This window comes from Micromonospora sp. NPDC048040 (assembly GCF_055587185.1).
Genome location: NZ_JBVJGT010000015.1, coordinates 48,990 through 66,515 on the forward strand (window position 1 = coordinate 48,990; position 17,526 = coordinate 66,515).

Sequence of the window (17,526 nt, forward strand, 5' to 3'; positions counted from 1 at the left end):
CGCGCCCGCCCGCTGCCGGGAGACGCGCCCGCCACGAGCCGCGCCCGCCCGCTGCCGGGAGACGCGCCCGCCACGAGCCGCGCCCGCCCGCTGCCGGGAGACGCGCCCGCCACGAGCCGCGCCCGCCCGCTGCCGGGGGACGCGCCCGCCGACACCAGCCGGGAGCGCCGGGCGGAGGCGCGGGAGACACGCGGGGTGACGACGGCGTGGCCGGCGTCACCCCGCCCCCGTCGTGTCGCCCGGGCCCGCCCGTCACGCCGGCTGCGGCACCCGCCCCCGACCCCGTCGGCCGCGCCCGTTCGGGGTGAGGCCCGCGTCGGTTTCCCCGGGGCGCGAGCCCGCTGGCGCGTCGGACTCCTCGGGCACCGACGTCGGGTCGCCGGCCTCCGGCGCGGGGCCGTCGGGGTCCTCGTCGCGGCTGCCGTCCGCCGGGTCGTCGAAGGGGTCGAGCGAGCCGTCGAAGCCGGCGTCGGCCGGCAGGCCGGGGCCGGCCCCGGACGGGCCGAAGTCGGGCAGCTCGAACCCGTCGTCGAGCAGCCGGCCGTCGGGCAGGGCGGGGGCGTCCTCGTCCGGCACCGGCTCGGTCGCCTCGCCGTGCACCCGGTGCTCGGCCTCCGCGTCCTCGACGGTGCTGGTGGTCATGCTCGGCCGGTTGCGCATGAACCGGCCCCTGCCCCGGGACAGGTCGTGACCGACGGCGACCGCTTCCAACTCGTAGAGGGTGCGGTGGTTGCCGGCGTCGTCGGTCCAGTCGCGGGTGTAGAGCCGCCCGCAGACCACCACCGGGTCGCCGACCATCACCGAGGCGGCCACGCCCTCGGCGAGCTTGCGCCAGCAGTTGACGCGGACGCGCAGGCTGTTGCCGTCGACCCAGCGACCGCTGTCGCGGTCGAGCCGGCGCGCGGTGGAGGCGACCTTGAAGTTGGCCACCAGGGTGTTGCTCTGGGTGGTGCGGCGCCACTCCGGGGCCGTCAACACGTTGCCCACGACCGTGACGTAGGTGTCGAACATCGTCCCTCCAGGGGGAGATCGGGCTTGCCATCGCGAGTCGACTCGGTGTCGAGCCTGGGCCGTCGGGCACGACCGGCGCCACCGTCGCCCGCCGGCCTGTGGACAGCCGGACCGCCTGTGGACAAAGACCTGATCAAGGTCCCGGTGTGCTAGGGCCGAGCGGCCCTGGGGGCACCCACGGCGTCCGGCAGATGATCGGGACACCGGAGAGGTCACGTTCCGGACGGAAGGCGGCGGGGTATGGATTCGATCAACCGCACCGCCGACAGCACGACGAACGAGAGGTCAGCGATCATGATGATGACCAGCACCGCAACCGCCTTCGTCTCCGGCCAGGTGCGGCGATGAGCGCCGTCGCCAACCCGGCCACCGTCGCCGAGTGCCTGCGGGTCGGCGCCGGGTTCTCCCAGGGCGACCGGAACTGGATCGCGGAGCAGTTCGCCACGCTGGACGCCCGGCTGGCCGGGTTCCACGCCGACGCCACCGAGCTGGAACTGTCGGTGAAGGACCGGGAGGCCAAGGGACAGAAGGTCACCCTGGAGTGTTGGATCGCCGGCCGGCAGAAGATCGTCACCACGTCCGCCGAGGAGGACCTGCACGCCGCGCTCAACGACGTCCGGGACGACCTGCGGCGGCGGCTCAACGACGCGAAGACCAAGCAGGAGCCACGGCACAACAAGCACCTGCGGGACGTCGGCCAGCCGGCCGCCGAGACCGGGACCGGGAGCGACCCGGCCCGCGCCGAGGTGGAGACGGTCTGAGGCGTACGCCCGAGGCCCCGTCCGCGGTGCGGGCGGACGGGGCCGGGGCACGGCGGGGCTACCGCCCGGTAGCTCGCCGGCGTACCGTCGCGTTCGTGGAACCGGACGTGCTGGGCCCGCCGTACGAGCGGCAGACGATCGACCTGGGCACCGACGACGAGGGGCCGGTGGTGGCCACCCTGGTCCGTCGCCGCGCCGACCGCCCGACCAGGCGGGCCGTGCTCTACACGCACGGCTTCACCGACTACTTCTTCCAGGCCCACCTCGGCCACTTCTTCGCCGAGCGGGGGTGGGACTTCTACGCCGTCGACCTGCGCAAGCACGGCCGCAGCCTGCTGCCCCACCAGACCCCGAACTTCTGCCGCGACGTCAGCGACTACTTCCCGGAGCTGGACGCCGCCGCGACGATCATCCGCGAGGACGACGGGCACGACACCCTGCTCGCGATGGGCCACTCCACCGGCGGCCTGATCATGCCGCTCTGGGCGCACGCCCGCCGCGACGCCGGGATCATCGACGGGCTCTTCCTGAACAGCCCCTTCTTCGACATCAACGCCCCCTGGGCGGTACGCCGGCCGCTCGCCGCCGCCGTCGCCCCGCTGGGCCGCCGCGCGCCGCGCCGCGTCCTGCCCTTCGGGCTGGGCACCGTCTACAGCCAGACCATCCACGCCGACCACCACGGCGAGTGGAACTACGACCTGGCGTGGAAGCCGCTCGCCGGGTTCCCCGTCCGGGCCGGTTGGCTGAACGCCATCCGCACCGCCCAGCGGCAGCTCCGCGCCGGGCTGGACATCCGGGTGCCGGTGCTGCTCGCCTGCTCGACGCGCTCGTTCAAGGGGACGAAGTGGCACGAGTCGGCCGCGCTCGCCGACGCCGTCCTCGACGTCGAGCACATGGTCCGCTGGGCGCCCCGCCTCGGCCGGCACGTCACCGTGGCACGCTTCGACGGCGGCATGCACGACCTCACGCTCTCCGGCCCCGCCGTACGCGAGAAGGTCTTCGCGGAGGTCGGGCGCTGGGCCGACGCGTTCTTCGACGCCGGGCCGACGGTCCGCGACGGGGAGCGGCCACCGGCGAGCCGCCGGCCCGCAGACGGGGCCGACCAGGCGGGCGTGCCCGCGCAGGGCGGCTGAGCCGGCGGCCGACGCACCCTCACACGGCGGCGACGGCCTCGCGGATGCGGTCGAAGGTGGCCAGCGGGTGACCGCCGTCGCGGGCCGGCAGGACGAGTCCGAGGCACCGCAGGCCCACCTCACCGTCGCCGGCCTGGACCCCGAACACCGGCGCGCCGACGTAGCCGAGCGGCAGTTCCGCGGTGATCCGGACGGCGTCGCCCACGCGCGCCACCCGCTCGATCGCCACCTCCAGCGGCCGGGCGCCGTCCGCGCCGGCCCCGTGGGCGAGCACGATGGCCGAGCCCGGCTCCGCGCCGATCCGGGCGACCGCGTCCCGGTCGGCCGCGATCCCGTCCGGCACCTGCTGGGTACGCCACCGCCAGCCCTCGCCGTCGGCGTGCTCGTGCAGGCCGCCGGTGGGCATGACGGCCACGCCGAGGTCCCCGCGATGGTGCCACCGCGCGGCGTAGTCCGGCAGGGCCACGGCGTCCGCCGACACCCCGGCCGGCTCGGTCACGCTCGCGCGCAGCCCGATCTCCCCGGCCGGGGCGTGGGTGAGGGCGTCGGCGGTCAGCAGGTACTCCCGCCCCTGCCCGGCGAAGAAGAACGCCGTGCCCTCGTCCCGGCCGCCGTCCGCCGGCCCGGCGTCAGTGCGGCGGATGGGCAGGATCGCGCGGCCGAGAAGCTGGCACAGCTCGTAGGCGACGTCGTTCTCGGTGTCCGGGTCAAGCAGCACCAGCCGAGGGTACGACCCGTCGACCGCCGGGCCGCGCCGACGGCGGAACCCGGGTGACCTCCGCCGGGGGTGCGTGCGACCCTGATCGACGACGTGGGACGCGACCACCCGTTCCACCGGCCACCCCGTGGTCGGCGGTACCCTTCACGCGCGACACGTACGCCGCGCGCCCGTAGCTCAGCGGATAGAGCAGGGGACTTCTAATCCCAAGGCCGCAGGTTCGAATCCTGCCGGGCGCACTCACGTCAAGCCACGTCCTCGGAGCCCCTGAGGACAGGCGACGGCTACGACACGTGGCCGCAGCGTCGGGCGGTCACCTGAGCCGGACGTCGAGGGTGGGGAAGTCGTACCAGCTCAGCTCGAAGGACGACGCGGCCTCCGGGACCACCGGGTAGACGGCCCAGCTGTTGATCTGCTCGCCCGGCCCGATGCTGAAGGACTGAACGGCCCGCGTCGTGGCGCACCACGTCCTCTCGGGACGCACGGTCCGCCCGTCCGACAGGGTGAGGTGTGAGGAGACCAGGTCGACGTCGACGGCCGGGCAGCTCACCGGCCACGCGAGCCGCGAGTCGTTGCGGTACCTGAGGTTCAGCCGCAGCTTTCCGCCGCTGGTCTCGGCGCTGACCAGCGTGACGCTCAGCGACGCCTGTTCGTAGATCGGCCGGTCGAGCCGGTACGTCCGGGGCCCGGGCTGCGCCTGGCTGGGCGACGCGGACGGGCCCGGCGACGCCGACCGGCCCGGCGACGCCGAGTGGCCGGGGTCGGCGTTCCCGGATCCGGTCGACGGGCGGCCGGTGCTGCCGGTGACCGCGGCGGTGGGATCCTGCTGCCGGGTCGCGGTGCGGTCGGCCAGGTATGCGCCGCCGAGGGTGCCGATGACGGCTAGGCCCGCCGTCGCCACGATGACGCCGAACAGGCCCATGTACCTCTTCACGGTCGGCTCCTGGCTGTGAGACGGCGATGGCGTGAACGTAGCACCGGCGTCGAAATGGCACGGTGCGACGACTGCGCCCGCCGGCCGGCCTGTGCCGTACGCGAACTGGGCGCTGGCGGCGCTCGTGCTGCACGTCAACCGGGAGGTCGTCCCCCACCCCGCCCAGGTCGCGCTGCTGCGCGACCTGGGCCTGCGGCTGGGCTGAATCCGGCGGCACGCGCTCCCGCCGGCCGGTGCCATATGCTGCGCCGGTTGTCACGGGGCACGGGGAGGGCGACATGCGACGCTGGCTGGGCGTCACGTTTTCGGCCGCGCTGGTCGCGGGGGTGCTGAGCGGGTGCGGCACCCCGCCGGGCACCGACGGCGACCTGACCGACGACTGGCGGCCGGTCGCCGAGGCCCGCCAGTTCGTACCGCAGGCAGGTGAGTGCCACGCGGTCGCCGACCCGACCGCGTACCTCACGAGCCACCAGCCGGTCGACTGCGCGAAGTCGCACCTGGTCGAGACGTTCCACATCGGCACGTTCACGGGTGAGCTCGCCGCGCGCCCGATCCCGCCCCGCGTCGAGTCGATGGCGATGCGCACCGCGTTCGCCGAGTGCGACGCCGAGGCGAAGGTGTTCGTCGGTGGCGAGTGGCGCGGCGCGCGGCTGTCGGTGCAGGTGGCGCCCACCTCGCCGCCCGGCTGGGCTGGTGGCAGCCGGTGGTACCGCTGCGACCTGCTCGAGCTCGCCGCGGGCGGCACCGGCGGCGACGTGGTCGACCCGGTCGTGCCCCGCACCGGCACCCTGCGGGGCGTCCTCAAGGCTCCCTCCTCGCTGACGTTCACCTGCGCCGAGGAGAACCGCTGGGGCAACCTGGAGCCGGTGGCCTGCGGCAAGCCGCACCGGTTCGAGTACGCGGGCATCTGGACCGCCCCGGACGGCCGGTACGACGACGCGACGAAGGACGAGGACGCGATCCACGCGAAGTGCCGGACGGTCATCGCCCGCTACGCGAGGGTGCCGGTCGACGGCATGCTCCGCTACCGCACCGGCACCACCTACCGGTTCCCGTCCGAGGAGGCGTGGGCACGCGGTGACCGGGGGGTGCGCTGCTGGTTCTGGTCGGGTGGACGGAAGCTGACCCGGTCGATCGCCGGCGGCGGCCCCAGGGTCCTGCCGGTCAACTGAGCGCCCGGCCGACAAATTGACGTGACAGCACTGCCGGCTCGTGGCCAGCATCGACGGATGGCGGGGTCCCGACCGGCGGAGCCGGACATCGTGCGCTACTACACCGACGTCTTCGTGGAGGCGGACCGGCTGGAGCGGACCCCGCTGGGGCGGCTGGAGGGGCTGCGCACCCGCCAGGTCCTGACCCGGCTGCTGCCGCCGGCACCGGCGACGGTGCTGGACGTCGGCGGCGGCCCCGGCGCGTACGCGGGGTGGCTGGCGGCCGCCGGCCATCGGGTGCACCTGGTCGACCTGGTCCCCGCGCACGCGGCGGCGGCCCGGCGCGCGCATCCGGGGGTGAGCGCCACGATCGGCGACGCACGGCGTCTGCCGCTCGCCGACGGCTGCGCCGACGTGACCCTGCTGCTCGGGCCGCTCTACCATCTGACCGGTCGCGCGGACCGGGTCGCCGCACTGCGCGAGGCGGCCCGCCTGACCCGGCCCGGCGGCCTGGTGGTCACGGCGACGATCAGCCGGCAGGCGCCGCTGATGGATCTCACTTGGCAGGGGCGGGTGGACGACCACACCCGTCCCGCCCTGCTGCGCACCTACGCGACCGGCGTCAACGACGCGGACAGCGGCTTCACCACCGCCTACTTCCACCGGCCGGACGAGGTGGTCGACGAGTTCGGGACGGCCGGGCTTCCCCGGCCAGACCTGTACGGCGTCGAGGGTCCGCTGTGGCCGCTGTTGGCCGTGGCGGGCGGGCCGGAGGCCGACGGGTCGTTGTTCGCGGAGGTGTTGCGCTGCGCGACGCTCTTCGAGCGCGATCCGGAGGTGATCGGCGCCAGCGGGCACCTGCTGGCGGCGGCGCGACGCGGAGCCGACCGAGCCGGCGGCTGAGGGGCGGCGGCGAGCACGGCCCGGAGCCGACCGGCCCGGCGGCTGAGGGGCGGCGGCGAGCACGGCCCGGAGCCGACCGGCCCGGCGGTGACGCAGGTGGCGGCCGACCGGCGGATCGCGTACGTCGGGGACGGGCCGCGGCTCGGCCTGGCCGACGGGGCGCGCGACGGCGCCCGGCACCGCCGGGTCGTCCGGCTGCCGGGCCTGGTCAGCGGCCAGATCCGCTGGCAGTGGCCGTCCCGGCTGGAGCTGCTGCCGCCCGGGCCGGACGAGCAGGCCCGGCTGCTGGTGGTCTGCGACGCGCTGCGCACCATCCAGCAGCCGGCCCTCGGCCTCGCCGGCCCCGCCGAGGAGGTCGCCGGGCTGGCCCGCCGGGTGCGCCGGGCGGTGGCCGCGTTCCGGCTGGCCCACCCCGAGCTGGTGGATCTCTCGCCGCCGGAGCGGGACGTGCTGGTGGTGCGGGCCGGGGCGGGGTTGTCCGCCGGCGTCGCCCGGATCACCCTGCCGGGGTCGCTGCCGGTGGAGTTCCGTTCCCGGGACGACTACTACCAGCGGGGACGCTCCGACCGTGGGTGGCACGGGCCCGCAGCCGGCGCAGCATCCGGGCATCGGTGAAGCCGACCGTGCGGGCGGCCGCCTCCACGGTGGCGCCGTGCCCGATGAGGTGCTCGGCGCGCTCCACCCGCAGGGTCTGCTGGTAGCCGAGCGGGGTCAGCCCGGTGGCCTGCCGGAAGAGCCGGGTCAGCGTCCGCTCGGCCACCCCGCCCGCGGCGGCCAGGTCGGCCAGCGGCAGCGGCTCGGCGAAGTGGCGGTCGATCAGGTCCTGCACCCGGTGCACCGCGTCGGACAGGTGCGACCGGTGCCGCATCATGGCGCTGGCCTGCTGCTCGTGGCCGTTGCGCCGGGAGTGGACGACGAGCGTGCGGGCGATCCGGGCCGCCGCCGCCGGGCCGTGCCGGGTGGCCACCAGGTGCAGCGCCACGTCGATGCCGCTGGCGATGCCGGCCGAGGTGACCACGCGGTCGTCGACCACGTAGAGCACGTCGCGCACCACCCGCGCCGCCGGGAACCGCCGGGCCAGCTCGTCCTGCACCTCGTGGTGGGTGGTGCAGCGGCGGCCGTCGAGCAGGCCGGCCCGGCCGAGGGCGTACGCCCCGGCGCAGACGCTGGCGACGGTGCCGCCCGCGGCGTGGTGGTCGGCCAGCCGCCGCAGGTCGTCCGGCCCGACCGGCCCCTGCGGCCCGTGCGCGCGGGGCCGCCACCCGGGCACGACCACCAGGTCGTCGCGGGTCAGCTCGGGCCATTCCAGCCCGGCCACCAGCGGTACGCCCTGCACGGTCGGCACGACCTCCCGGTCGGCGACGTAGTGCAGGCGGTAGTCGTGTCCGAGGTCGGCGGCGGTGGAGAAGACCTGGGCCGGCCCGGCGAGGTCCAGCAGGTGCACCTGCGGGACGAGCAGGAAGACGACCCGGGCCATCGGCTCAGCCCCGTACGCCGGCCGGGACCGCGCCGGTCACCTCGGCGACGGTGCGGACGGTGGCGAAGCGGCCCGCGAGGGCGTACTCGGTGCGGGCGATCATGTCCTCGTTCGACAGGGTGCGCGGGTCGGCGAGGACCTCCTCCAGCGTGGCGGTGGCCGGCAGGTCCCGGTGCGGGGTCGGGAAGGTGGCCGTCGCGTCCGTCACGAAGGTCACCTCGTAGCCGAGGTCGCAGCCGACCCGGGCGGTGGTCTCGACGCACTGCTCCGTGCGGATCCCGCAGACGGTGATCTCGCGGACGCCCGCCATCGTCAGGGTCTGCTGGAGGTTGGTGGTGGTGAACGCGTTGTGCGACGTCTTCACCAGCGTCGGCTCCCCCGGGGCCGCCGACAGGCCCTCGATCAGCCGCACGTGCCCGCCGGCCGGGTCGAAGACGCCGCCGCTGCCCGGCTCGGCGTGCAGGACCCAGACGACCAGGTCACCGCGCTCGCGGGCCGTGTCGACCAGCCGGCCGACCTGGGCGACGATGTCGGGGTTCGAGGCGTACGCCCAGATCGGGCGCTGCCGGAAGGACTCCTGGACGTCGATGACGACGAGTGCTGCTCTGCTCATACGGTGAATCCTGACCGGGCGGACGCCGTCACGGCAGACACCATCCCGCCCCGCCCCGGACCGATCCGGCCACCCGCCCGGCCTTCGCGGTGGGTCAGGGGGTGGCGGGGCGGCGGGCGGGGGCGTCCAGGGCGGCGGCCTCCTCCGGGGTGGGGGCGGTGCCGCCCAGGTGCGCCGGGAGCCACCAGGTGTCGTCGGGGCCGGCGGGCTGGTCCGGGTACTCCCGCTGGGCCCGGTCGACCAGCGCGCTCAGCCGCGTCTTCAGGTCGACGGTCATCGCGTTGGCGTCCGGGTAGGCGGCCGGGTCCATCGGCTCGCCCACCAGGATGGTGATCGGGGTGTGCCGGCGGGTCAGGGTGCGCGGCCGGCCCTTGGTCCAGAGCCGCTGGGTGCCCCAGAGCGCCACCGGCAGCACCGGCACGCCGGCCTCGGCCGCCATCCGGGTGGTCCCGCTCTTGAGTGCCTTGACCGTGAACGAGCGGCTGATCGTCGCCTCGGGGAAGACGCCGACCACCTCGCCGCGCCTGAGCGCGCTGACCGCCGTCGCGTACGAGCCGGCGCCCGCCCGCCGGTCCACCGGGATGTGCCGCATGCCGCGCATCAGCGGGCCGGACACCTTGTGCGTGAACACCGACTTCTTGGCCATGAACCGCACCAGCCGCCTCGACGGGTGCGCGCCCAGCCCGCAGAAGATGAAGTCCAGGTAGCTGACGTGGTTGCTGGCCATGACCGCCCCGCCGGTACGCGGGACGTGGTGGTCGCCCTCGATAGTGATCTTCAGGTCCAGGACCCGGAACATCGTCTTGGCGGCGGCGATCACGGGCGGGTACACGAGTTCCGGCATGGCGCGAACTTACCCTGCCGACCTGAGCCGCACGCCAGCCCGCCGACCGGTGGCGCGTGGCCCATCGAGCCGCGTCGCCGGCCGGCCGCGGTGCGGTCGGCCGGCGGGCTTGGTGGGACGGGCCGGGTCGTCGCCCCCCGGCGGGGACCGGTCGTCACTCGGTGAGCCGGTGCATGTCGAGGCGGCCCCGGGCGAACGCGTCCACCCGGCCCCACCGGCCCGGGATGTCCAGCACCTCGATGCGGCCCATCCCGATCGGCAGCCGGGGGTCCACCGCGAGGTGCCCCTCGTGCGGCTCCAGGCCGAGCATCGTCCGCAGCAGCAGCAGCGGCGTGCCGGTCGACCAGGCCTGCGGGCTGCACGCCGTCGGATACTCGACCGGGAACTTGGTCAGCTCCCGGGGATAGCCGCCGAACGCCTCCGGCAACCGGCCCTGGAAGTAGGTACTCGCGTCGAGGATGCCGCTGGCGATGACCGCCGCCTCCTCGGCGAAGCCGTACCGGCGCAGGCCCCAGGCGATGAACGAGTTGTCGAACGGCCAGATCGTGCCGTTGTGGTAGCCGACCGGGTTGTAGCGCACCTCCCCCTCGGCGAGCGTCCGCACCCCCCAGCCGGTGAAGAGCCGGGGCCCGACCAGATGGTGGGCGATCTTCTCGGCCCGCTCGTGGTCGACGATCCCGCTCCACAGCAGGTGGCCGATGTTGGAACTCAGCACGTCGCACTGGCGGCCGTCCGGGTCGAGCGCCAGCGCGTAGTACTCGCCGTCCTCCACCCACCAGTCCCGGTTGAACCGTTCCTTCAGCGCCGCCGCCTCCCGCTCCAGCCGGTCGGCGAACTCCGGGTCGTCCCAGAACTCCCGGGCCAGCCGGGCCGCCCGCAGCTTTCCGTCGTACGCGTACCCCTGCACCTCGCAGGTGGCCCGGGGGAACGGCGGCAGCGTGCCGTCCCGGTAGGAGATGGAGTCCCAGGAGTCCTTCCAGCACTGGTTCTCCAGGCCGGTGTCGGTGTTGCGCCGTTCGTACCAGATGTAGCCGGTGCCGACCAGGTCGGCGTAGTCGTCGATCCACTTCAGCGCGGCGCGGCACTCCCGCTCCAGCTCCCTGACCAGTTCGACGTCGCCGGTCCACTTCTCGTACTCGTCGAGCAGCACCAGGAACAGCGGGGTGGCGTCCACCGACCCGTAGTACGGCGAGTGCGGCTGTTCCTCGAAGGCGGCGGTCTCGCCGTACCGCATCTCGTGCAGGATCCGGCCCGGGTCCTCGTCCCGGAAGTCGTCGAACCGGGTGCCCTGGAGGGAGGCCAGGATCCGCAGCGTGGTCTTCGACAGGTCCGGCGTGAACGGCAGCGTCTGCAGGCAGGTCAGGATGCTGTCCCGGCCGAACATGGTCATGAACCAGGGCAGGCCGGCGGCCGGCAGTGACGCCCCGCCGAGCGACAGCGGCGAGAAGCGCAGCGCGGCCAGGTCGATCAGGCTGCGCCGGTAGGTCGCGGCGACCCGCTCGTGCTGGCTGTTCACCTTGGGCGCCCTGGCGATCCACTCCTCCAGGTCGTGCTGGAGGGCGAGCCGCTCGTCGCCGTGCGCCCCCAGCCCCATCCGCAGGTCCCGGCCGCCCTGAGCGCCGGCGAAGGTGCCGACCTCGATCTGGGCTTCCCAACTCTGGTTGGGTTCGAGGTGGATCGTGTAGGCGAAGCCGTTGCGGTCGTACCGGGCCGGCGGGGACGCGGAGATGGTCGTCTCCCGCCTGAAGTTGCCCCGCCGGTAGCCCAGGCGCAGCCGGTCGGTCTCGACCTCCGTGAAGATCTCGCCCTTCTTGTTCAGGATCTCGTCCTTGACCTGGAACAGGTCGGCGAAGTCGGACGCCGCGTCCATCCTGATCTCCAGGTCGACCGGCTTCTCGTCGTGGTTGAGGATGGTGAGCTGCTCCCGGAAGCTGCCCCCCACCGTCCGCTCCCGGATGATCGACAGCTTGGCGTCGATGTAGTGCGTCGCCATCCCCGGCACCAGGAAGAACCGCGCCTCGTAGTACTGGAGGTCGTCGTACGACAGCGGCGTGAGCCGCTCCCCGTTCACCGTCAGCACCCACGTGGACAGGAACCGGGTGTCCAGGGAGAAGAATCCGGTCGGCTCGGTCGGCGTGGCCTCGATGTCCCCGGTGTCCTCCGACACGACGAAGGTGCTGCCGTCCAGGATCCGGATCGTGTTGTTCTGCGCCATCACCGCACCTCCCGCTGGCCCTGGAAACGCCGGCGGGGGCCGCGGGCGTCCGGGTGGCCGGGGAAGAGCCGTTCCAACTGCACCAGCAGCCGGAGTTGCCCCGACACCGTCAGGTCCCCCCGCAGCAGCGCCGCGATCCCGTCCTCCCGCCCGGTGGCGAGGTCCTCGAAGAGCGCCGGGGTGGTCCCGACCACCGTGTCGGCGTCCTGGTCCTCCTGGCTCACCCGGACCCGGCCCCGGTCTATCCGCACCAGCCAGTGCGTCGTCTGCGCCCCCTCGTGCAGGTCCAGGCGCAGGGTCCCGGAGGACTTGTCCAGCAGGGGCTCGTACTCCCGCCGGTCGAGGTCCTCGAAGAACCTCGTCGTCGCGTCCACCATCGGGTCCTCTCCTCCCCGTCGGTCATGTCCCGAACGGGGTCCCCGTCCCGTGCCGGGTCAACCTCGCCCGGATCGGGTGAGCCGGGGCCCGCCGGCGACGGCGGCGGCGAGGTCGTCCCCGCGCAGCAGCGTGCGCGCAGGGCGAGTCGGTTGCGGAGGTCGGCATGGGCGGGTCCACCGGCGGACGGCGCGCGGTGCGGGTGCGCCCGCCTTCCGCGCACACCGCGACGCCGGCCCCCGGGACGGGAGCCGGCGCGCCGCGGCGGACAGTCAGTTGTTCGGTTCGTCGGCGCTGATGTCGGCGAGCACCGACTGCGGTTCCCGCTCCACGGCGAGGTCACCCATCGAGACCAGGCCGACCAGCCGCCCGTCGTCGATGACCGGCAACCGGCGCACGGCGTAGGTCCGCATCAGGTCGGCGGCGGCCACCGCGTCGTCGTACTGGCTCACCGTGATCACGTCCTTGGAGGTGATCCGGTTGAGCGGGGTCGTGTTCGGGTCCATGTTCTCCGCCACGCCCCGGACCGTGATGTCCCGGTCCGTCACGATACCGATGACATCGTCGCCGTCGGTCACCACCACGTCGCCGATGGCGCTGTCGCGCATCTCCTGCGCCGCGGCGGTCAGCGTGTCGTTGCCGTCCATCGTCACCAACCGGGTCGTCATGAACTCTCCGACCGTTGTCATGGTGCTCCCCTCTCGGTGTCGGCACGGGTCGTCTACCCGCCGGCCGAGCGGGGTAACGCGAACACGATCCGAGGGGCACGCGGTGCCCCGGCCCGCCCGCAGCGCGGACGACCGACGACGAACGGGAGGTCCGCGACGTCGTCCCGGGCGGGCTCAGCCGTGCGGCGGGGCGCCGTAGAGGCGTTCGACGTGCAGCCGGAGCACGAGACGGCGCTCGGCGACCATCGCCCGCCGGTAGTCGGCCCAGTCCGGGTGCTCGCCCTGCACCGTCCGGTAGAGGTCGACCAGCTCCGCCACGGTCGCGTCGTCCGGGTCGGCGGCCACCGGCGTCAGCTCGGCGCGCGCCTCCGCCACCGCGTACGCCCAGCCGTCGTCGCTACTGACGTGGAAGCTGGCCCGGGAATCCCGGCGCAGGTTGGCCGTCTTCGCCCGGCCGTCGGTCACCGAGACCCGGATGACCGCCGACGCGGGGTCGAAGGCGTAGATGACCGTGGACAGTTGCGGCCGGCCGTCCCGCTTGAGAGTGGCCAGCACCCCGAGCCGGTGACCGGCGATCAGGTCCGTCAACGCCCGCCGGGTCTCGTCGTCCGCCACGGCATCCTCCCGCTCGACCGGTCCCGATGTCCCTATCGAACCACGGCGTACGCCCCAGGGGCGCCCACACGACGGGCCCGCCGAGGTCGGCGGGCCCGTCGCACGCGCGTCGGTCAGCGGCGCTCGGCGGCGACCAGCTCGGCGATCTGCACCGCGTTGAGCGCGGCGCCCTTGCGCAGGTTGTCGTTGGAACAGAACAGGGCGAGCCCGTGCTCGACGGTCTCGTCGGCGCGGATCCGGCCGACGTAGGTCGGGTCCTGACCGGCGGCCTGCAGCGGCGTCGGCACGTCGCTCAGCGCCACGCCGGGGGCGCCGTCGAGCAGCTCGCGGGCCCGCTGCGGGGTGACCGGGCGGGCGAACCGGGCGTTGATCTGGAGCGAGTGGCCGGTGAAGACGGGCACCCGGACGCAGGTGCCGGAGACCTTCAGCCCGGGGATCTCCAGGATCTTGCGGCTCTCGTTGCGCAGCTTCTGCTCCTCGTCGGTCTCGAAGGAGCCGTCGTCGACGATCGAGCCGGCGAGCGGGAGCACGTTGAACGCGATCGGCCGCGCGAACGAGCGGGGGGCGGGGAACTCCACCGCCGCGCCGTCGAAGGCGAGCCCGGTGGCGTGCTCGGCGACCTTGCGGACCTGCTCGTCCAGCTCGGCCACGCCGGCCAGGCCGGCGCCGGAGACCGCCTGGTAGGTCGAGACGACCAGGCCGACCAGCTCCGCCTCGGCGTGCAGCGGGCGCAGCACCGGCATCGCCGCCATCGTGGTGCAGTTGGGGTTGGCGATGATCCCCTTGGGGCGTACGGCGGCGGCGTGCGGGTTGACCTCGGCGACGACCAGCGGCACCTCCGGGTCCGTCCGGAACGCCGAGGAGTTGTCGATGACGACGGCACCGGCCGCGGCGACCCGGGGCGCCAACTCCCTGGCGGTGCCCTTGCCGGCCGAGAAGAGCACGATGTCGAGCCCGGAGTAGTCGGCGGTGGCCGCGTCCTCCACCGTCACCTCGCCGCCCCGGAAGGGCAGGGTGCGCCCGGCCGACCGCGCCGAGGCGAACAACCGCACCTGCTCCGCCGGGAACTCCCGATCCGCCAGCACCTGCCGCATCACGCCACCGACCTGGCCGGTGGCCCCCACAATGCCGATCCTCATGCCCGCGAGGCTACCCAGCCCGGGCCCGCGGCCGGGAACGCTTTCCCACCGCGCGGACGGACGTCACGCCTGGCCGGGCGACAGCCGAGGCGTGCCCGGGGCGGCCCCCGCCCGGAACGTCACCGCCCGATCGCACCCGCGGCGAGAAGATCCGGGGCCCCGACCGCGCCCCGCCGGAGCATTGCCGCCGGCCGGCCGGCCCGTGCCGCAGCACCCGCCCCGCCCCGACCGCGACCGACATCACATCGCGGGCCGCCCCCGGGCCGGGGGCAACGGTCAGGGGGCGGCGTCGACGACCTCGCCCAGACCGGTGGCGACCAGCTCGTCGCGGATCACGGCGGCGTCGCCCTCCACCACCAGGGTGAGCGCCTCCGGGCGCAGGTGGGTGGCGGCCGCCGCGGAGACCTGCGTCACGTCGGCGGCGAGCAGCGACTCCCGCAGCCGGGCGTGGTAGTCGTCCGGCAGGTCGTGCACGACCAGGGTGGTCAGCGCGGAGGCGATCGCCCGGGGGCTCTGCAGCTCGACCGAGAGCTGCCCGGCCCGCCAGAAGCGCGCCACCGCCAGCTCCTCCTCGGTCACCCCGGTCTCCTGCGTACGGGTGATCTCGCCGACCGCCTCGACCAGCGCCGGCGCGGTGACGGCCGTCTGCACGCCCGAGCTGACCGCGAACCGGCCGAACCGCCGGGACGAGGCGAAGTCGCCCCGGATGCCGTACGTGTAGCCGTGCACCTCGCGGATCAGGTGGTTGAGCCGGGAGGTGAACGCCCCGCCGAGCACCGTGCCGGCGAGGGCCATCGGCACGTGGTCGGGGTGGGCGCGGTGCGGCGACGGGTGGCCCAGCCGCAGCGTGGACTGCACCGAGCCGGGGCGGTCCACCAGGATGATCCGGCGGCCGGGGCGGGTCGGCACCTCGATCGGGCCGCCCCGGTCGACCGGACCGCCGCCGGTGCCGGCGAACGCCGTCGCGCCCAGCGCGTCCAGGTCGAGCCGGTCCAGGTCGCCGGCGACGACCAGGGTGCCGGGGCGGATGAACCACTCGGAGTGGAAGACGGTGACGTCCTCGACGTCCAGGCCGGCGACCGAGTCCGGGTCGCCGTACATGGGGCGGCCCCAGCGGTTCTCGGCGCCGAACATGTCCGCGCGCAGCGCCGCGTCGGCGCGGGGGCCGGGGTTGGCCCAGTCCATCCGCAGCGCGGTCGCCTCGTCGTCGCGGACGCGCCGGACGTCCTCCGGGTCCAGCTTCGGGGTGCGGACCGCCTCGGCGAGCAGCTCCACGGCGGCACTCAGCCGCTCCACCGGCACCTGCACGCTGACCTGGAAGGAGTCCCAGTCCAGCCCGGTCACCAGCTCGGTGCCGAGCGCCTCGATCGCCAGGGCGTACGCGGTCGCGTCGCGCTGCGCGGTCCCCTCCTCCAGGGCCTTGGCGAGCACCCCGCCGAGCCCTTCCTTGCCGGTCGGCTCGCGCCCGGCGCCCGCGTCGAGCAGCAGCAGCGCCACGGCCAGGTTCTGCCCGGGCAGGTGCGCGGCGACGACCTGGCCGCCGGCCACCGTGCGGCGGACCACCTGCGGGAACCGGTAGGGGCGGGCGACGCCCGGCCCGGGTCGGTCGGTGATCAGCGTCATCAGGGCTTCTCCTCGGGCAGGTAGGTCAGGGTCACCCGGTCGGCGGCGGCGAGCACCTCGGCGGCGGCCTCGGCGATCTGCTCGGCGGTCACCGCGAGCCAGGCCGGCAGCCGCTCCGCGGCCTTCGCCGGGTCGCCGAACTGGGTGGTGTAGCGCCCGAGCGTGTCCGCCCGGCCCTCCACCGTGGACATCTGCCGCCACCACATGGTGCTGAGCAGGGACTTGGCCCGGTCCAGCTCGGCGGCGGTGACGGGCACGGTGGCCAACTCGTCGACCACCTCGGCCAGCCCGGCGGCCAGCCGCTCGCCGCTCACGCCCGGGCGGGCCGTGGCGGTGGCGATCATCGGCGCGGGGCCGTGCGCCAGGTCCACCCCGTACGCCCCGACGAGGTCCGGCTGGGCGATCCGCTCCCCGTCGGCGAGGCGCTGGTAGAGCCGGCTGCCGCGACCGCTGCCCAACACCGTGGCGAGCACGGTCACCACGTCGTAGCCGGGGCTGCCGAAGGGGTGGGTGCGGTGCGCGACGTAGACGCGGGGCGCCGGGACGTCGCCGGTGACCGTCTCCACGGCGGGCCGCCCGGTGGCCGGGACCGTCCGGCCGTCGGGCGCGGACGGGATGTCCTCGCGGGGCGGGATCGCGCCGAAGTACTTGTCCGCCAGCGCGAAGACCTCGGCGGCCGGGGCGTCGCCCGCCACGGTCAGCACGGCGTTGTTGGGCGCGTAGTACGTCTGGTGGAACGCCTGGAAGGTGGCCAGGTCGGCGGCGTTCAGGTCGGCCATCGACCCGATCGTGGCGTGGTGGTACGGGTGCCCGGGCGGGTAGAGCAACGGCAGCAGCCGCAGCCACGCGTCGCCGTACGGGACGTTCTCGTAGCGCTGGCGCCGCTCGTTCTTCACCACGTCACGCTGGTTGTCCAGCGTCTCCTGGGTCAGCGCCGGGACCAGGCCGCCCATCCGGTCCGCCTCCAGCCAGAGCGCCAGTTCGAGGTGCTCGGCCGGGACGGTCTCGAAGTAGTTGGTGCGGTCCGGGTTGGTGGTGGCGTTGAGGGAGCCGCCCGAGCCCTGCACCAGCTTCATGTGCTCGGTCTTCGCCACGTTGACCGAGCCCTCGAACATCAGGTGCTCGAAGAGGTGGGCGAAGCCCGTCTGCCCCGTGGGCTCGTGGCGGGAGCCGACGTCGTACCAGAGGTTCACGGCGACCGCGGGGGCGGTGCGGTCCTCGCTCACCACCACGCGCAGGCCGTTGTCCAGTCGGGTCGTCTCGATGGGCCAGGGGTAACCGCTGTCGGGCATGGCACGACGCTATCCGATCGGGCGGGCCGGAAGGGGACACGCCGCTCGGGGCGA

At 74.5% G+C, this 17,526-nt stretch carries 19 protein-coding genes and 1 tRNA gene; 7 read left to right on the top strand and 13 right to left on the bottom strand.

Features of this window, described 5'->3' with window-relative positions:
* Nucleotides 1–252 precede the first annotated feature (252 nt).
* Nucleotides 253–1,011: a single-stranded DNA-binding protein gene (locus ACZ6O2_RS17200; protein WP_466023496.1), complete on the bottom strand. Its 759-nt coding sequence runs from the start codon at nt 1,009–1,011 to the stop codon at nt 253–255.
* A 344-nt stretch (nt 1,012–1,355) separates the two neighbouring features.
* On the opposite strand from ACZ6O2_RS17200, the gene ACZ6O2_RS17205 reads away from it, so the two are divergent.
* Together ACZ6O2_RS17205 and ACZ6O2_RS17210 are read left to right on the top strand one after the other, a co-directional pair.
* Nucleotides 1,356–1,772, top strand: coding sequence for an HPF/RaiA family ribosome-associated protein (locus tag ACZ6O2_RS17205; protein WP_466023497.1), 417 nt, complete (start codon nt 1,356–1,358; stop codon nt 1,770–1,772).
* 95 nt (nt 1,773–1,867) lie between these two features.
* The gene (locus tag ACZ6O2_RS17210; protein ID WP_357455745.1) at nt 1,868–2,905 is read left to right on the top strand and encodes an alpha/beta hydrolase; all 1,038 of its coding nucleotides are present in this window, start codon (nt 1,868–1,870) and stop codon (nt 2,903–2,905) included.
* A 19-nt stretch (nt 2,906–2,924) separates the two neighbouring features.
* Here ACZ6O2_RS17210 and ACZ6O2_RS17215 read toward each other — a convergent pair whose 3' ends face one another.
* Nucleotides 2,925–3,623, bottom strand: coding sequence for a hypothetical protein (locus tag ACZ6O2_RS17215; RefSeq protein ID WP_466023498.1), 699 nt, complete (start codon nt 3,621–3,623; stop codon nt 2,925–2,927).
* Nucleotides 3,624–3,789: 166 nt separating this feature from the next.
* On the opposite strand from ACZ6O2_RS17215, the gene ACZ6O2_RS17220 reads away from it, so the two are divergent.
* Nucleotides 3,790–3,862 (top strand) — tRNA-Arg (locus tag ACZ6O2_RS17220).
* Between the two features lie 74 nt (nt 3,863–3,936).
* On the opposite strand, the gene ACZ6O2_RS17225 is transcribed toward ACZ6O2_RS17220, so the two are convergent.
* Nucleotides 3,937–4,557, bottom strand: coding sequence for a hypothetical protein (locus tag ACZ6O2_RS17225; protein ID WP_466023499.1), 621 nt, complete (start codon nt 4,555–4,557; stop codon nt 3,937–3,939).
* 31 nt (nt 4,558–4,588) lie between these two features.
* Between ACZ6O2_RS17225 and ACZ6O2_RS17230 the strand changes: the two genes are divergently transcribed.
* The 4 genes from ACZ6O2_RS17230 to ACZ6O2_RS17245 all read left to right on the top strand — a co-directional run bounded on the left by ACZ6O2_RS17230 (nt 4,589) and on the right by ACZ6O2_RS17245 (nt 7,226).
* A complete protein-coding gene (locus ACZ6O2_RS17230; protein ID WP_466023500.1) occupies nt 4,589–4,762 on the top strand; it encodes a hypothetical protein in 174 nt (57 codons plus the stop codon).
* 73 nt (nt 4,763–4,835) lie between these two features.
* A complete protein-coding gene (locus tag ACZ6O2_RS17235; protein WP_466023501.1) occupies nt 4,836–5,729 on the top strand; it encodes a septum formation family protein in 894 nt (297 codons plus the stop codon).
* A 57-nt stretch (nt 5,730–5,786) separates the two neighbouring features.
* Nucleotides 5,787–6,611 (top strand): class I SAM-dependent methyltransferase, encoded by an 825-nt coding sequence (locus ACZ6O2_RS17240; protein ID WP_466023502.1) that lies wholly within the window; start codon nt 5,787–5,789, stop codon nt 6,609–6,611.
* Nucleotides 6,612–6,698: 87 nt separating this feature from the next.
* Nucleotides 6,699–7,226 (top strand): hypothetical protein, encoded by a 528-nt coding sequence (locus ACZ6O2_RS17245; protein ID WP_466023503.1) that lies wholly within the window; start codon nt 6,699–6,701, stop codon nt 7,224–7,226.
* Here ACZ6O2_RS17245 and ACZ6O2_RS17250 read toward each other — a convergent pair.
* The 10 genes from ACZ6O2_RS17250 to ACZ6O2_RS17295 all read right to left on the bottom strand — a co-directional run bounded on the left by ACZ6O2_RS17250 (nt 7,108) and on the right by ACZ6O2_RS17295 (nt 17,472).
* Nucleotides 7,108–8,088, bottom strand: a complete 981-nt coding sequence (locus ACZ6O2_RS17250; RefSeq protein ID WP_350708574.1) for a GlxA family transcriptional regulator — start codon at nt 8,086–8,088, stop codon at nt 7,108–7,110. The genes ACZ6O2_RS17245 and ACZ6O2_RS17250 overlap by 119 nt on opposite strands.
* 4 nt (nt 8,089–8,092) lie before the next feature.
* Nucleotides 8,093–8,701, bottom strand: a complete 609-nt coding sequence (locus tag ACZ6O2_RS17255; protein WP_466023504.1) for an isochorismatase family protein — start codon at nt 8,699–8,701, stop codon at nt 8,093–8,095.
* Between the two features lie 94 nt (nt 8,702–8,795).
* Nucleotides 8,796–9,545, bottom strand: coding sequence for a lysophospholipid acyltransferase family protein (locus ACZ6O2_RS17260; RefSeq protein ID WP_466023505.1), 750 nt, complete (start codon nt 9,543–9,545; stop codon nt 8,796–8,798).
* A gap of 154 nt (nt 9,546–9,699) precedes the next feature.
* Complete coding sequence (locus ACZ6O2_RS17265; RefSeq protein ID WP_466023506.1) at nt 9,700–11,760, bottom strand: amylo-alpha-1,6-glucosidase; 2,061 nt, start codon at nt 11,758–11,760, stop codon at nt 9,700–9,702.
* Nucleotides 11,760–12,137 carry an SCP2 sterol-binding domain-containing protein gene (locus ACZ6O2_RS17270; RefSeq protein WP_350708581.1) on the bottom strand — a complete coding sequence of 126 codons (378 nt, stop codon included), beginning with the start codon at nt 12,135–12,137 and terminating at the stop codon, nt 11,760–11,762. The genes ACZ6O2_RS17265 and ACZ6O2_RS17270 overlap by 1 nt, the downstream gene beginning before the upstream one ends.
* A 270-nt stretch (nt 12,138–12,407) precedes the next feature.
* Entirely contained in the window at nt 12,408–12,824 is a 417-nt protein-coding gene (locus ACZ6O2_RS17275; protein ID WP_357699865.1) for a CBS domain-containing protein, read from the bottom strand.
* Between the two features lie 153 nt (nt 12,825–12,977).
* A complete protein-coding gene (locus ACZ6O2_RS17280) occupies nt 12,978–13,418 on the bottom strand; it encodes a PPOX class F420-dependent oxidoreductase (RefSeq protein ID WP_393303442.1) in 441 nt (146 codons plus the stop codon).
* Between the two features lie 113 nt (nt 13,419–13,531).
* Entirely contained in the window at nt 13,532–14,557 is a 1,026-nt protein-coding gene (locus ACZ6O2_RS17285) for an aspartate-semialdehyde dehydrogenase (protein ID WP_466023507.1), read from the bottom strand.
* A 276-nt stretch (nt 14,558–14,833) separates the two neighbouring features.
* A complete protein-coding gene (locus ACZ6O2_RS17290; protein ID WP_466023508.1) occupies nt 14,834–16,180 on the bottom strand; it encodes a M16 family metallopeptidase in 1,347 nt (448 codons plus the stop codon).
* On the bottom strand, nt 16,180–17,472 hold the full coding sequence (locus ACZ6O2_RS17295; protein WP_466023509.1) for a M16 family metallopeptidase: 1,293 nt from the start codon (nt 17,470–17,472) through the stop codon (nt 16,180–16,182). Before ACZ6O2_RS17295 ends, ACZ6O2_RS17290 begins: the two co-directional genes overlap by 1 nt.
* Between the last annotated feature and the right edge of the window lie 54 nt (nt 17,473–17,526).

What these genes read in the sequence shown, in the direction of transcription:
- ACZ6O2_RS17295 (WP_466023509.1), bottom strand. Translation starts at nt 17,472, where the DNA reads ATGCCCGACAGCGGTTACCCCTGGCCCATCGAGACGACCCGACTGGAC.
- ACZ6O2_RS17200 (WP_466023496.1), bottom strand. Translation starts at nt 1,011, where the DNA reads ATGTTCGACACCTACGTCACGGTCGTGGGCAACGTGTTGACGGCCCCG.
- ACZ6O2_RS17250 (WP_350708574.1), bottom strand. Translation starts at nt 8,088, where the DNA reads ATGGCCCGGGTCGTCTTCCTGCTCGTCCCGCAGGTGCACCTGCTGGAC.
- ACZ6O2_RS17290 (WP_466023508.1), bottom strand. Translation starts at nt 16,180, where the DNA reads ATGACGCTGATCACCGACCGACCCGGGCCGGGCGTCGCCCGCCCCTAC.
- ACZ6O2_RS17255 (WP_466023504.1), bottom strand. Translation starts at nt 8,701, where the DNA reads ATGAGCAGAGCAGCACTCGTCGTCATCGACGTCCAGGAGTCCTTCCGG.
- ACZ6O2_RS17275 (WP_357699865.1), bottom strand. Translation starts at nt 12,824, where the DNA reads ATGACAACGGTCGGAGAGTTCATGACGACCCGGTTGGTGACGATGGAC.
- ACZ6O2_RS17270 (WP_350708581.1), bottom strand. Translation starts at nt 12,137, where the DNA reads ATGGTGGACGCGACGACGAGGTTCTTCGAGGACCTCGACCGGCGGGAG.
- ACZ6O2_RS17285 (WP_466023507.1), bottom strand. Translation starts at nt 14,557, where the DNA reads ATGAGGATCGGCATTGTGGGGGCCACCGGCCAGGTCGGTGGCGTGATG.
- ACZ6O2_RS17235 (WP_466023501.1), top strand. Translation starts at nt 4,836, where the DNA reads ATGCGACGCTGGCTGGGCGTCACGTTTTCGGCCGCGCTGGTCGCGGGG.
- ACZ6O2_RS17260 (WP_466023505.1), bottom strand. Translation starts at nt 9,545, where the DNA reads ATGCCGGAACTCGTGTACCCGCCCGTGATCGCCGCCGCCAAGACGATG.
- ACZ6O2_RS17205 (WP_466023497.1), top strand. Translation starts at nt 1,356, where the DNA reads ATGAGCGCCGTCGCCAACCCGGCCACCGTCGCCGAGTGCCTGCGGGTC.
- ACZ6O2_RS17240 (WP_466023502.1), top strand. Translation starts at nt 5,787, where the DNA reads ATGGCGGGGTCCCGACCGGCGGAGCCGGACATCGTGCGCTACTACACC.
- ACZ6O2_RS17265 (WP_466023506.1), bottom strand. Translation starts at nt 11,760, where the DNA reads ATGGCGCAGAACAACACGATCCGGATCCTGGACGGCAGCACCTTCGTC.